Origin of the sequence: Listeria rocourtiae subsp. hofi, from assembly GCF_963575615.1 — a bacterium.
GTDB classification, from domain to species: domain Bacteria; phylum Bacillota; class Bacilli; order Lactobacillales; family Listeriaceae; genus Listeria_A; species Listeria_A hofi.
In genome coordinates, this window is record NZ_CAUYTL010000050.1 from 1 (window position 1) to 15154 (window position 15154).

10 protein-coding genes are annotated in these 15154 nt (G+C 40.3%); 5 read left to right on the top strand and 5 right to left on the bottom strand.

Annotated features, from left to right (window positions below; all coding sequences use genetic code 11):
- Nucleotides 1–115: 115 nt before the first annotated feature.
- The 3 genes from R8925_RS14710 to R8925_RS14720 all read right to left on the bottom strand — a co-directional run bounded on the left by R8925_RS14710 (nt 116) and on the right by R8925_RS14720 (nt 4429).
- A complete protein-coding gene (locus tag R8925_RS14710) occupies nt 116–1711 on the bottom strand; it encodes an immunoglobulin-like domain-containing protein (protein WP_430536541.1) in 1596 nt (531 codons plus the stop codon).
- Nucleotides 1712–2047: 336 nt separating this feature from the next.
- Entirely contained in the window at nt 2048–3235 is a 1188-nt protein-coding gene (locus R8925_RS14715) for an amidohydrolase (RefSeq protein ID WP_430536542.1), read from the bottom strand.
- Between the two features lie 6 nt (nt 3236–3241).
- The gene (locus R8925_RS14720; protein ID WP_430536543.1) at nt 3242–4429 is read right to left on the bottom strand and encodes a M20 family metallopeptidase; all 1188 of its coding nucleotides are present in this window, start codon (nt 4427–4429) and stop codon (nt 3242–3244) included.
- A gap of 240 nt (nt 4430–4669) precedes the next feature.
- Here R8925_RS14720 and R8925_RS14725 point away from each other — a divergent pair, with 240 nt between their 5' ends.
- Nucleotides 4670–5872 (top strand): MFS transporter, encoded by a 1203-nt coding sequence (locus tag R8925_RS14725; protein WP_430536544.1) that lies wholly within the window; start codon nt 4670–4672, stop codon nt 5870–5872.
- A gap of 45 nt (nt 5873–5917) precedes the next feature.
- Here the strand turns inward: R8925_RS14725 and R8925_RS14730 are convergent, their stop codons facing one another.
- On the bottom strand, nt 5918–8257 hold the full coding sequence (locus R8925_RS14730; protein WP_430536545.1) for a helix-turn-helix domain-containing protein: 2340 nt from the start codon (nt 8255–8257) through the stop codon (nt 5918–5920).
- A 226-nt stretch (nt 8258–8483) separates the two neighbouring features.
- Between R8925_RS14730 and clpB the strand changes: the two genes are divergently transcribed.
- Nucleotides 8484–11078: an ATP-dependent chaperone ClpB gene (gene clpB / locus R8925_RS14735; RefSeq protein ID WP_430536546.1), complete on the top strand. Its 2595-nt coding sequence runs from the start codon at nt 8484–8486 to the stop codon at nt 11076–11078.
- Between the two features lie 111 nt (nt 11079–11189).
- Entirely contained in the window at nt 11190–11879 is a 690-nt protein-coding gene (gene gpmA, locus R8925_RS14740; protein WP_430536547.1) for a 2,3-diphosphoglycerate-dependent phosphoglycerate mutase, read from the top strand.
- A gap of 42 nt (nt 11880–11921) precedes the next feature.
- Here the strand turns inward: gpmA and R8925_RS14745 are convergent, their stop codons facing one another.
- Complete coding sequence (locus R8925_RS14745) at nt 11922–12110, bottom strand: YjzD family protein (RefSeq protein WP_430536548.1); 189 nt, start codon at nt 12108–12110, stop codon at nt 11922–11924.
- 537 nt (nt 12111–12647) lie between these two features.
- On the opposite strand from R8925_RS14745, the gene R8925_RS14750 reads away from it, so the two are divergent.
- Together R8925_RS14750 and fabF are read left to right on the top strand one after the other, a co-directional pair.
- Nucleotides 12648–13586 (top strand): beta-ketoacyl-ACP synthase III, encoded by a 939-nt coding sequence (locus tag R8925_RS14750; protein WP_430536549.1) that lies wholly within the window; start codon nt 12648–12650, stop codon nt 13584–13586.
- A gap of 217 nt (nt 13587–13803) precedes the next feature.
- Entirely contained in the window at nt 13804–15042 is a 1239-nt protein-coding gene (gene fabF / locus R8925_RS14755; protein WP_430536550.1) for a beta-ketoacyl-ACP synthase II, read from the top strand.
- Nucleotides 15043–15154: the final 112 nt, after the last annotated feature.

The following is a 15154-nucleotide window of genomic DNA, read 5'->3' on the forward strand; positions in this document are numbered from 1 at the left end:
CAATACAGAAACCATCTTTTAGCGAGTGCTTAATTCTTTCTTTTTACAAGTGTCCTTGACATGGGTACCACTTTAATCCTATAGCAGGAGGAATTCTTCTTTTTTCATTATGTTATTATTTTGTTGTGGTAACTGTTTTTGTGTCTAGAATTTTACCGTTGATGTCGTAAGCTGTTAATACTGCTTTATCAGTTGTTTTAAGAATAACAGTTTTTGCATAGTACTTAATAGCCGATGCTGTAGCGGGAATTTTAGTGCCTTCTACATCGTTAACAGTGAGACTAATTTTGACAACATCACCAGAATATTCTCCAGTTACATAACCATCTTTACCAATTACAAATGGGGAGATGGAAGTGATGGATCCTGTTTTAACTACGGCTGCTGCTTGTTTTGTAATGCTAACAGTTTTTGTGTCGAGTACTTGACCTTTAGTATCATATGCAGTTAACTTCACGTTGTCAGTGTCTTTAAGAATAACGGTTTTTGCATAGTATTTAATAGCTGATGCTGTAGCGGGAATTTTGCTTCCTTCTACTCCATTGACAGTGAGACTGATTTTTGCGACATCGCCAGAGTACTGTCCAGTAACATAACTATCTTTACCAATCACAAATGGATTGATGGAAGTGATAGAACCATTTACTACTGAGACCACTGGTTTTTCTACAGTGACAGCTTTTGTATCGATTACTTTACCATTTGTGTCATAAGCGTTTAATGTCACGTTGTCAGTATCTTTAAGAATAACAGTTTTTGCATAGTACTTAATAGCTGATGCCGTAGCAGGAATTTTAGTACCTTCTACACCGTTAACAGTAAGGCTAATTTTTGCTACATCACCAGAATATTGACCAGTAACATAACTGTCTGTACCTAGTTTAAATGGAGAGAGGTTTAGAGAGACTTTTGCCGCATTTAGCAAATCTTGTGCTTTGTCTAACTCTTTTTGCATGTTTGCTTTTACAACAGGGTCAAGGACAACATTAATTAAGTTTTGAGCAAAATCAATTGTTTTTTGAGCAGTCGTTGGTTTGAGTGTATTTGTGCTAGGATTATTATTTGTGAAAAGAGCCAGTACTGCATCCGATGCCATTTTCTTTGCTAGTGTTTCATTTGCTCCCGGCACTAGAGGTTTTTGATTATTGCTAACATTTACAGTTTTTCGTGCCACTTCGCCTGTAGCATTGTATCCTGCTATTTCTACTTTGGAGCCTTGTGTGATAAAATCGTTTGTCGGAATGCTATAGGTTCCATCCGTATTTAGTGTCCCAGTTGTTTTCACAACACCATCTATAAGTAGGTGTACACTTGTAATCCCTTTACCCACTATTCCTGTAATGGCTGTTGATGTTATATCTGCATCGTACGCGAATAAACTATAATCTATCGATGTATTTCTTATTTTCAATAAATCTTGCGCTTTATCTATGCTTGCTTGCATGTTTGCTCTTACGGTGTCAGTTATATCAGTAGCTACGTCGGTTAATTGTTGTGCAGCATCGATTGCTGATTGATCAGTTGTTAGCTTAAGGACATTGGTGGACGGATTATCGTTTGCAAAAAGCGCTAATATTGCATCAGTAGCTATTTTAGAGCTTTGGGATGCTGCTTTTACTGATATTTCAGAAAGTACACTAAATGGTGTTACAATAGTTGTGCTTAAGATGGATGTTATGACTAATGCGCTTGCTATTTTGGGTAGTTTCATTTTATTAACCTCTTTCATTTTTAAATTAATTCATAAAAAATTGTGCATTAATACACATTCGATTTATATTATTTTATTAGCATACCTCTTTCCAACATTTTTAAATATCATCATAATATCTTAGCATGATAGGATAATAAATAATAGTATGGCTGGCGATTTGTCGCTAAAGGTACACAATATGAGTTATTATTTTAAACCATCGTACAAATGTAGAGAGAATGTGTCGAAAAAAATAACAAAGTTCATAAATAAAAAAGCTTCCCCATGAGACATAGAGAAACTTTTAAATGGATTTACAGGATAGTGCAAAAATTATAAGACAATTTTATATTCTCATTTTACTCCGTAGTACCCCAGCACAATCTCCGCAACTGATTTAGCTGCAACCGGAAGCGAATCTTCATCGATATCGAATTTTGGATGATGATTGAAAAATGGTTTTTTAACGTCTTTAGGTTTCGCTCCAACGTATAAGAATGCACCCGGAATTTTCTCGAGGTAGTAGGCGAAATCTTCGGAACCGGAGAGCATTTCGGCTTCGGATACAGCGGTTAGATAATCACCGATGCCTTTTTGGAGGTAGGATACTGCGTCGCTTGTGGCTTCGGGGTCGTTGTATAGTGATGGATAATCATCGGTGTAAGTAAGTGTCGCTGTGATACCATACATTGCTTCTAGACCAGCTACGATACGGCGGATTTCTCGATCGATCAGCTTACGTGTCTCACTTGTCATATAGCGCACATCCCCCTCGAGCTCGACATAATCTTTAATCACATTAAAGCTACCTTTTCCATCAAAAGAACCAATTGTTACAACGCCTGTATCAAAAGGATTGAGTCGACGGCTGACAATAGTTTGTATTGCAGTTACAAAATAGGATGCAGCAACAATCGCGTCATTGGCCATATGTGGTGAGGAGCCATGTCCGCCAGTTCCTTGGATGCCAAGCTTGAAATAGCTACGACCTGCCATTGCAAAACCGCTACGGTATCCGATTTCGCCTGCATTGAAAAATGGGAACACATGAATACCGTAAATTGTATCGACATCATCTAAAAGTCCAGATTCAACAATACTTTTTGCCCCTCCTGGTGGTGTTTCTTCTGCATGTTGATGAATAATTTTAATTGTGCCGGGAAGTTCATCTTTTAGTTGGATTAGGCAGTCAGCAAGGACTAGTAGGTAAGCGGTATGTCCGTCATGTCCGCACGCATGCATCACACCGGGGTTTTGTGAAGCGAAGGGAAGTCCGGTTTCTTCTTGTATTGGAAGTGCATCAAAATCTGCACGCAGACCCAATGTTTTTCCCGGCTTGCCACCAGTAATCGTTACAATAATGCCATGCCCATTTCCAACTTCGCGCTCAATAACAACATCTTTTCCTTCATAAAATTTGGCTACGTAGTCCGCTGTTGCTTGTTCATGAAAAGATAATTCTGGGTGTGCATGAAGGTGGCGGCGAATTGCAATCATTTCTTCACTCCGTTTATCGATCATTTGCATTAATTTTGTACGCATCTTTCTTCACTCCTTGTATTTTTCTGTATAATCTGCTACAAGCGCACCCATCGCTTTAGCTGCAATGAGTAGCGAATCTTCGTTGATATCAAATTTAGGATGATGATGTGGGAAGAAAACGCCATTCGCTGGCATAGCACCGACATAAAAGAAGCAACTTGGTCGTTCTTTGGCATAATACGCAAAATCTTCAGAGGGTGGTTGTGGCTCGCATCGCGTAATCGCAGTTACTTCTGCAATTGCGGTTTCCTGCAGTGATTTCTTCACGAATTCTGTCAGCGCCACATCGTTTACAAGCACTGGATAATCATTTTCGTAGTCTAGATTATAGGTAATACTAAACATAGTGGCCAGTCCATCCAAAATACGGCGAATTTCTTTTTCAATCAAAGTTCGAGTATCTTCTGTCATTGCCCGCACATCGCCCTCTAATATGACCGCATCCTTAATCACATTAAAACTACCTTTTCCATCAAAAGAACCAATCGTGATGGAGCCAACATCAAAAGGATTGAGCTGCCGACTAATAATCGTTTGTAGGGCGACTACGAATTCACTTGCTGCTACAATCGCATCATTTGCCATATGTGGAGAAGAGCCGTGCCCACCTTGACCCGTAATTTTAACTTTGAAAGATGCACGGCCAGTTTGAATAGGTCCTTCACGGTATGCGATTTCACCAGTTGACATTGTGGACATCACATGAATACCGAGCACATGATCCACGCCATCTAAACAGCCATCGTGAATCATCGCAATCGCTCCACCAGGAGGAGTTTCTTCCGCTGGCTGATGCAAGATAACAATTTTGCCGTGAAGCTGATTCTTCATTTCAATGAGTGTTTCCGCCAAAATTAGCATGTAGGCTGTATGACCATCATGTCCACAAGCATGCATGACACCGGGATTTTGGGATGCAAAAGAGAGTCCAGTTTCTTCTTGGATGGGTAAAGCATCAAAATCAGCACGAATCGCGAGTGTCCGTCCAGGTTTCCCACTGTCTATTGTAACGACAATCCCATGACCTCCAACATTTGTTCGTACATTACACTCTTTATTCTTATAGAAATCCGCGATATAAGCCGCCGTGTTCTCCTCTTGGAAAGAAAGTTCGGGATGTGTGTGTAAATAACGCCGTATCTCGATGATTCGATCCTGTTTTTCGGTTAACTTTGCTAGTAATTTTTGCTTCATCATATCTCCTCCTGTCTAAAGATTTCCTCATCTTCCATTATAAACACATCAATTCGAATATATAAGAGAATTTTTGTTATTAAAACAGTTAATTTTTGTCTTTGAATCATTTCTAAAAGTAATAGTGGATAAAAAGGGGGCTTTTTTATTTACTATTTTTCAAATGTTTAGAAAACTATTTGTTACAAGAAATTATGATGCTATAATAAAAAGAAAGCGCTATATTCGGAGGGGAAAAACATGGAGAAGACGCAACAAAGAAAAGGTATATTACCCATTTTATTTCTAGGTTATATCGCGATCTACATTGATAAACTGGTCATCGGTGTGATTGCAGTTCCGCTTGCAGAACAATTGAATCTCAGCATTGACGAAAAAAGTTACATATTTTCCGCATTTTTTATCGGCTACTCAATTATGCAAATTCCGTTTGGCTATTTAAATGATAAACTAGGCTCAAAATTCGTTCTGATTATTTCGCTGTCTATCATTACAGTGGCATCAATTGTCTTTGGATCTGCATCAACACTCATAGCGCTTATTACTGCCCGTTTCTTCGCAGGAATTGGCCACGCAGGCTATCCAACGTCATCAGCTAGAACAGTAACGGACACTTATCCAATGGAAAAAAGAACATGGGCACAGTCGATACTCATTTCCACATCAGGTATTGCATCAATCATTGGTCCATTACTTATCCCAATCGTCATCGGAGCATTTGGCTGGCGTGGCTCGGTGTTTTGCATCGCCTTTTTATTCGTATTAGCACTTATCCTCGTCATTTGGAAATTGCCCAATCTGCATAAAGAGAAGCAGAAGAGCAAGCAAGTAAAGGCTAAGGCTGCTATGCCATTTTGGAAAGTGGTAACGAATCCAGCGGTTGTCTTGCTATTCATCGCCATGTGTAGCATTAACATTGTCCTATACACAATTGCCAACTGGACACCAACCTATTTAGCTGATGAACGCGATGTATCACTTGGTGTAATCTCCATTATTGTTGCCGTCGCAGGACTTGGAAGTTTATTAGGAAGCTTTGGGACAGCCTATATTGTTGGTCGTTTTTTCCAACATCGTGAAAAGCGTGTCATCTTTGTACTCAGTATTATTACTGCCGGTTCGGCTCTTCTTGTATATCAATCCAGTAGCATTGTCGTGCTAACATTCTGGCTATTTCTATGTTATATGTGTTCTGTCATGATTTTTTCTACTATGTTTAGCTTACCTCTTAAGCGACTGCATGAATCCATTGTTGGTACAGCAACAGGGGTCGTTAACACAGGCGCAACACTTGGTGGCGTTTTTGCACCGATGATAGTGGCTCAACTTGTAGGGGTATTTGGCACTTATCAAACCGTTTTTATCGCCATCGCCGTCGCTGCTATCGTCACATGCCTTTTCGTAGCATTCATACCAAACATGAAAACAACTCAAAAAGCATAAACAATGTGCCGGTGAAATCACGAAATTCGCCGGCACATTTCTAGGTCAAATTGTTTTTCGAAACTCATAAAAATGAATTGAATTAATATCTAAATAGGCATAAAATGACCAATCATCTGTCATTACTTCTTCACTTACTGAGAGTTTAGGAACAGAAGTTTGCTCTGCATAATCCAACAATTCCTGATCTAATCCATGCGTACTATTTAACTCCCAATATTTCGAATAGAGCGCGCCATTATCCAAATCAAACTGAAATTTCCGCACCTGATAATGTCCAGGAAAAAGCCCTTTCAAGCGAATGTGCAACTCCTTCCGATAATCATGTAGAAGCGAATCTTCCACCGAATAAAGCGGATTAAATTGCTTACAATTAAGCAAGACTAACTGATAGCCATCCTCAAATGCCGTTAAAACAAAATCATCTCCATAAGCCACAATTTCCCCGCGTAATCGCTGTTTGAATTTTAAGGCATAAAAGGCAGGGCGCTTTCCATTAAAGTAATGAAATAATTCCAACCCGTCCAACCGAATATTGCGATCCTTCCATTCATCCTCATGTAACTCCGTATTAATCCAAAAGCCCAGCCCGAAAAGTTCTGAACTCACAGCCAGCATCGTTTGAAAAATCAAAGCCCCTCGAAAAAAAGTGCCATTTGTAAAGCGTGTATTTCCCGTTAATGTATTCCAATTAATAAGAATTAACGGCTTATCCAAGTGATGATTTTTCAAATAATGTTTCAATTTCCGAGTTTTCGATAAGACATAATCTTCCGTCACAAGAAACTCCTCGTTCGAACTTTTGCTAAAATCAACCGCCTCATTTTGATTCGCATTAAATCCAACAAAATCAATCCTGTCTGCCGTATCTTTCATCCATTCATGGTTAGAAAGTGGAGCCTCCCGTCGTTCTGAAAAAGGAAAATAGCTCCCGACCTGAATCTGTGCATCAAACTGCTTCAATAATGCGTACAGTTTTAAATAAACTCGACGTAATTCTTTCTTAGAAACGGCTGTCCTGTGTGGCTCGAAGTACATAAAATACCATCTACTTACAAAGTGACGTCCAAAAACCTGAATCGTATGACGTAGAAATTGCTCTAATTTTAAGAAATATGCATTCTCATCAATAGGGATATCCTGATACTCAATCCGAATGAATAGTCCTAAATCTAGTTTCTTCAAATAAGAAATTGCTAAATCTGAATTTGCATATGGTGAAGAAGTTGGAACTTTCTCATCTGTCTCTTTATCTGGTAGCAATGTTGATCCGGGTATTAAATACCTAATACCGACATACCGTACACCAAGCTCATCTTTCGCCATCAAAAGCTGCGTTTGCACATTTTCTTGCAATACCACATGTAACTCGCCGATTGTCAAAATATGCATAGCTTCTGGAATCGTGGTTGGCTTACTAGAGCCAATTGAAATTGTTTTTTTCTCAAATGGAGCCTCATCCACAAAGCTAACTTGTTCTGCCGCTTGTCGGTAGTAAGCTAGTTGCGCTAATATATCCGGAGATTCCGTAACCCGCTTCGTTTGTGTTGGTATATACGCGGGCTTTTCAGCAACCGAAGCAAGCTCATTCATCATTTCTTGTCGATAGGTAGCGGGCGTTTTCCCAAAATAGGCTTTAAAAGAAATTGTGAAATTTTTAGGGGAGGAAAAACCGTTTTTCTGAGCAATCTGTGAAATATTGGCCGAACTCGTACGCAAGTCCTCCAGGCTATGTTTCAACCGAATTTGCGTCAAATACTGCAAAAAGCCCAGCCCAGTCACTTTTTTAAAATAGCGAGATAAGTACGAGGTAGATAAGAATTCCTGTTCCGCGATATCCTGCAACGTAATCTGCTCATCAAATTGTTGCTCCAACTGTTGTGTAATTCGAGTAATTCGCGTGTCGTGGATACTTATTCCTTCTTGCACTGGCAATTCTTTCTTGAAAAACCGAGTTAAAAGTAACATAATTTGAAGCAATGCGCTTTGTATTTCAAGCTGACTACTTTCCGTTTTATGAGATTGCGCAATCATCATTTCTGAAAGATATTTTCGCAATAAGGCAATCATCTTTTCACGCCCTGTGTCAATCTGACTCGATATGCAATCAAAGGCGAGATGGAAATAATTAGCGTAATAAGACGTGAAAAATGGGCTCGAAATATGTAAGTGAATCACAATCGCATCATCCGAACCATGTGCTGTATAAAGTTCACGATGATTCAAGACAATCAAATCATTCTTATAGAGCTGAAAATCATGTTCTGCCACTGAAACTATAAGTTCGCCTTGTAATTGAAAGAGAATGGTTGTACCAGAGTGTTCTTTAGGTGCCAAACACGTTACATTTTCAAGTTGAATCGAGTATTCTTCTTTTCTCCTCACAAAAATCGCCTCCTGTTCTCTCCATTATACTACTAAAAAGTCTGGAAATAAAAAGTATGCTTCTTCCGACCGTTTTCCTTGGACAAAAAGGATAAAAAAGACTATAATAACTATATGGTCAGTAAAGGTCAGAATAGAAAAAAATCGTTCTTAGAGCGGAGGTTTTTTCAGGAATGACCGTTTATAATAGAAACTATATTTATGGAAACGAGGTGCGTCTAAACTTATGGAAATGCAGAAGTTTACACAACAAGTGCAAGAGACAATCGCGTCAGCCCAACAATTAGCCATCGAAGGAAAGCAACAACAAATTGATACGCTACACGTATTTGCAGCTCTTTCAGAACATAGCGATTTTGCGAAGCGGGTGTATGAGGTAGCAGGAGTAGACACGAAACTGTTATTAAAAACGATAGAATCTGAAATAGAGAAATTACCGAGCGTGACGGGAAGCAACGTGCAGTACGGTCAAGCGATGAGCTCGTCGTTATTCGAATTAATCGCCGACGCCGAGAAAGAGCGCCAAAAATTAGAAGATGATTATGTATCCACGGAGCATTTACTGTTAGCCGTGATGGAACAGAAAAAAAGCCCGGTGACAGAAACGGTCGGGATTTCGAAAAAACAATTGAACGAAGCAATTCTACAAATTAGAGGAGGAAAACGAGTGACAACACAAAATGCAGAAGAACAATATGAAGCACTATTAAAATACGGTCGCGATTTAGTCGCAGAAGTTCGTACTGGAAAAATTGATCCAGTCATTGGTCGTGATGCCGAAATTCGTAATGTTATCCGGATTTTATCGCGGAAAACGAAAAATAATCCAGTCCTAATCGGAGAGCCTGGCGTTGGTAAAACCGCGATTGTGGAAGGTTTAGCGCAACGTATTGTACGTAAAGACGTGCCAGAAGGTTTGAAAGATAAGACGATTATTTCACTGGATATTGGCTCGCTGATTGCTGGTGCGAAATATCGCGGTGAATTTGAAGAGCGCCTGAAAGCTGTTTTACAAGAAGTGAAAGATAGTGACGGCGAAATTTTGTTATTCATCGACGAAATTCATACGATTGTTGGAGCTGGAAAGACAGACGGTGCCATGGATGCTGGGAATATGCTAAAACCAATGCTTGCTCGCGGTGAACTTCACTGTATCGGTGCTACAACATTGGATGAGTACCGCCAATACATCGAAAAAGATCCAGCCCTAGAACGCAGGTTCCAAAAAGTACTGGTACCAGAGCCTACCGTTGAAGATACTGTGTCCATTTTACGTGGTTTGAAAGAACGCTTTGAAATTCATCATGGGGTTAATATTCATGATAATGCATTGGTTGCAGCGGCTAGCTTGTCGAATCGCTACATCACAGATCGTTTTTTGCCAGATAAGGCAATTGATTTAGTCGATGAAGCATGCGCTACGATTCGCGTTGAAATTGATTCGATGCCAAGCGAGCTTGACGAAGTGACGCGTAAAGTGATGCAACTAGAAATTGAGGAGGCTGCGCTAAAAGAGGAGAAAGATCCAGCGAGCGAACGCCGTTTGGAAATGCTTCAAAAAGAACTGGCAGACTATAAAGAAGAAGCCCACAAGATGAAATCTAAATGGGAATCAGAGAAGAATGAAATTAGTAAAATCCGTGAAGTTCGCGAACAAATTGATCATTTGCGACACGAATTAGAAGAAGCGGAGAACAATTACGATTTGAATAAAGCAGCCGAGCTTCGTCATGGCCGTATTCCAGAGGTGGAGAAAGAGTTGGCGTTGCTAGAAGAGGAAAATCGCGAGAAAACGGCGAATGAGGATCGACTTTTGCAAGAAGAAGTTACGGAGAATGAAATCGCGGATATCGTAGGGAGATGGACTGGTATTCCAGTAGCTAAATTAGTCGAAGGAGAGCGCGAGAAACTGTTGAAATTAGCAGATTCGCTCCAAGAAAAAGTTATTGGACAAGAAAACGCAGTCGGTCTAGTAAGCGATGCTGTAATTCGTGCACGTGCTGGAATTAAAGATCCGCGACGCCCAATTGGCTCATTCATTTTTCTAGGTCCAACTGGTGTCGGAAAAACCGAACTTGCTAAAGCGCTAGCCTTTAACCTTTTTGATTCAGAAGATCATATGATTCGGATTGATATGTCGGAATATATGGAGAAACACGCGGTATCACGGCTTGTCGGAGCGCCACCTGGTTATGTAGGTTATGAAGAAGGTGGCCAATTAACCGAGGCCGTTCGTCGCAATCCGTACTCCATTATTTTGCTAGACGAAATTGAGAAAGCACATCCAGATGTATTTAATATCTTGCTCCAAGTGCTGGATGATGGCAGGATTACCGATTCGCAAGGACGTCTGATTGACTTTAAAAATACGGTGATTATCATGACCTCAAACATCGGCTCGACAATGTTGTTGGAACGTACGGTAGACGGTGAAATTTCTGAGAAGCTGGAAGAAGATGTTCTTGAAGTTTTGCAAGCCTCGTTTAAGCCAGAATTTTTGAATCGGGTGGATGATATTATTCTATTTAAACCGTTGACGTTGGAAAATATTAAAGGCATTGTTGAAAAAGTAGTTGCCGAGTTGCAAATCCGCCTAGCTGGTCAAGAAATTAAGATTACAATTACCGAAGACGCGAAAAGTTTTATCGCTGAAGAGGCTTACGATCCTATTTACGGTGCGCGTCCACTGAAACGCTATATTACGCGCCAAATCGAAACGCCACTTGCCCGCGAAATTGTCGCTGGAAAAATTATGCCACATTCGGAAGTTGCAATTACACTACAAGATGGTCGCTTTGATTTTGAAATAGTAGGGGAATAAGCTTTACAAACTCCTTACTCAGATTTGTTTTTTGTGAGGAGTTTTATACTTAACGAAGTAGGGAAAATGGCAAATGGATATGAAAATGAAGCGTGGAGAGGATTGAGAGAAATGAAGTTAGTATTGATTCGTCATGGACAAAGTGAATGGAACAAGCTGAACCTTTTTACAGGCTGGCATGATGTTGATTTGTCAGAACAAGGTGAGGAAGAAGCTAAAAAGGCTGGGGAGCTGATTAAAGAAGCGGGGCTCGAATTTGACGTTGCCTTCACATCTGTTTTAACTCGTGCGATTAGGACGTTAGATTATGCGCTAGAAGGTTCGGAACAATTATGGATTCCTGTTCATAAATCATGGCGCTTAAACGAACGTCATTACGGCGCGTTACAAGGTTTGAATAAACAAGAAACCGCTGATAAATATGGCGCCGATCAAGTCCAATTATGGCGTCGTAGTTATGATACATTACCACCACTTTTAGAGGGAAATGATGACCGCCAAGCGAAAAATGATCGCCGTTATCAGTTACTAGATACAAGTGCAATTCCGTCTGGTGAGAATTTGAAAGTGACGTTAGAGCGCGTGATTCCTTATTGGATGGATACGATTGCACCTGAAATAAAAAGTGGCAAGCGTGTGGTGATTGCAGCGCATGGAAATAGTTTACGTGCGTTAGTGAAATTCCTTGAAGGTATTAGCGATGATGACATTATGGAACTCGAAATTCCGACTGGCGTGCCACTGGTGTACGAATTGGATGAGGATTTGAAACCAACGAATAAATACTATTTAGGCGAATAAAGTAAAAAAGTATGTTAACCAATTTTGGTCAACATACTTTTTTTACCTGATATCGTAGGTTTCGCTTTCTTTCGGCATCAAAACAGGAATAAGAAAAATCGCGATGGAGATAGCGACAGCCATAATTGTTCCCATTGTGAAATCGTAAGTCGCTGCAATAACTGAAGCAGCTACGTACGCAGACATTTGAGCTAAAATAAACACCCAGAAAAATGTAATGATATAACGCATGACACAACACCTCCGTTCAAGGATTCCTCGATTTATTCTAGCATAAAAGTGAGAGGTTGACCATGTATTTGTTCATTGCGTCAAAAAGTTGTTGGTTAGATATCGTTATAATATCTTAATTAGAAAAATTTTAAAAGTAGATTAGTATATATGAAGTTTTGACATATTATATTTTTGAGAGAATAAGGCAAATCAGATAATTTCTATTGTTAAATATATGATTGTCTGTTAAAATTAGGACCAGGTAATAAAAAAGCCAAACATATCCGCTTATCCCTTAGGAAACCGTGACGAGCAAAGTGAAAGCCAGCGCTTAGTTTTTTGCTGTGTTTAAGACTATTTCCAAGGTGCGCGTGAGAGGAGGCTGGGAACAAAGGCAAGCCTCGCCATTTTTTGAAGTGAGAGTTCGCGAAATTAGTCAAGTAATGTTCCCAAATCACCAACCATCAATTCGAAAAATCAGCAATTATATTTTTATATTTATAACCAGAGGCGATTTAAACGCTTCACAACTAATTTTTCTTGGAGGAATACGAAATGAATGCAGGTATTTTAGGTGTAGGTAAATATGTACCGGAGCGCGTCGTTACAAACGCAGATTTAGAAAAAATAATGGATACATCTGACGAGTGGATTCGTACAAGAACGGGAATCGAGGAGCGTCGCATCGCTCGTGATGATGAATATGTGCATGATATGGCTTATGAAGCCGCAAAAGCCGCAATTGAAAACGCAGGATTAACGCCGGCGGACATTGATTTAATTATCGTTGCAACAGTGACACAAGAATCTAATTTTCCGTCCGTAGGTAACATCATCCAAGATCGACTCGGCGCAAACAAGGCCGCAGCGATGGATCTTGAAGCAGCGTGCGCGGGTTTCACATTCGGAGCCGTAACAGCCGCTCAATTTATCCAAACAGGTGCGTACAAGCATATCGTCGTTGTTGGTGCAGATAAATTATCCAAAATTACAGATTGGGAAGATCGCAGTACGGCTGTTCTTTTCGGAGATGGTGCTGGAGCGGTTGTCATGGGTCCTGTATCTGATGGTCGCGGATTACTTTCTTTTGATCTTGGCTCTGATGGATCAGGCGGAAAATACTTGAATCTCAATGAAAAACGTAAACTATATATGAATGGTGGCGAAGTTTTCCGTTTTGCTGTACGTCAAATGGGTGAAGCATCTTTACGTGTCCTTGAAAAAGCAGGAATGGAAAAAGAAGAGCTAGACTTGCTAATTCCGCATCAAGCAAATATTCGTATTATGGAAGCATCGCGTGAACGTCTTGATTTACCAGAAGAAAAGCTGATGAAAACTGTCCATAAATACGGCAATACATCCGCATCGTCCATCGTGCTTGCTTTAGTTGACGCGGTGGAAGAAGGACGTATTAAAGACGATGACAACTTACTATTAGTTGGATTCGGCGGCGGTTTAACTTGGGGTGCACTAATTCTTAAATGGGGTAAATAGAACAAAACAAAGTCTGGGATAACGCATCATTTTATTCCAGACTTTTTTAAACAGTAAACGAAATATGTCTTTTGCAGAAATCAGATTTTATTTATGATATAATGAAGGTGTCTTTTTATATTTTGTTATTAGTAATAGCATTTTTTGTATGACCAACTACTGCTATATTAGCGGAAGTTATTTTTTGTGTAATAATTGTAGAAGAGGAGATGAAAAAATGGAGAAAAAACGTGTCGTAGTAACGGGTGTTGGTGCTGTTACTCCAATAGGAAATGACGCCGATACAGCTTGGGAGAATGCAAAAAAAGGTGTGAACGGTGTTGCTGAACTTACACGACTGAATCCAGATGATTTCCCAGTTAAAATCGCTGCGGAATTGAAGGATTTTGATATCGAGAAATATATTGATAAGAAGGATGCCCGTAAAATGGACCGCTTCACGCATTACGCGATTGCAAGTTCGGATATGGCAGTTGCAGATGCTGGTTTAACGATTGATGAATCGAATGCAGAACGAGTTGGTGTCTGGATCGGCTCAGGAATTGGTGGTATGGAGACGTTTGAATCACAATATGAAATCTTTTTAAATCGTGGACATCGCCGTGTTAGCCCATTCTTCGTGCCAATGATGATTCCGGATATGGCAAGTGGTCAAGTATCGATTCGTCACGGTGCAAAAGGAATCAACTCAGCGACAGTTACAGCTTGTGCTACAGCGACTAACTCGATTGGGGATGCTTTCAAAGTTATTCAACGCGGAGACGCGGATGTGATGATTACAGGTGGTGCTGAGGCGCCAATCACGAAAATGTCTGTGGCTGGTTTTGTATCGAACAAAGCTTTGTCACTTAATCCAGATCCAGAAACAGCGTGTCGCCCATTTGATATTGGACGCGATGGCTTTATCATCGGAGAGGGAGCGGGTATCTTTATTTTAGAAGAATTAGAACATGCTAAAGCCCGCGGTGCAAAAATCTATGCAGAAATCGTTGGTTACGGTGCAACTGGTGATGCATATCATATTACTGCCCCAGCTCCTGGTGGAGAAGGCGCTGCTCGTTCGATGCAAATGGCTTTAAAAGATGCAGAAATCAGCGTGGCTGGTGTAGATTATATCAATGCTCATGGCACGAGTACGCCATATAATGACGATTATGAAACACAAGCAATCAAAACCGTTTTTGGTGAGAACGCTAAAAAACTCGCAATTAGCTCTACAAAATCAATGACAGGGCACACATTAGGCGCATCTGGCGGTATTGAAGCTATCTTCAGCGTGTTAGCAATTCGTGATAGCATTGTACCACCAACGATTCATTTAAATAATCCAGATCCAGTCTGCGATTTAGATTACGTGCCAAACGTAGCTCGTGAAATGAATGTGGATGTAGCGATGTCCAATTCTTTTGGTTTCGGCGGACACAATGCGACACTAGTATTCAAAAAGTATCAATAAAACAAAGGAGAGGTGCCCAATTTTGCGGTAGCTCTCTTTTTGTGCGCCCAGCATGCGCAAATGCTAGGTGGTGAAAGTCCACTACAGGCTTGGCAGTAGGAACTGTTAGCTC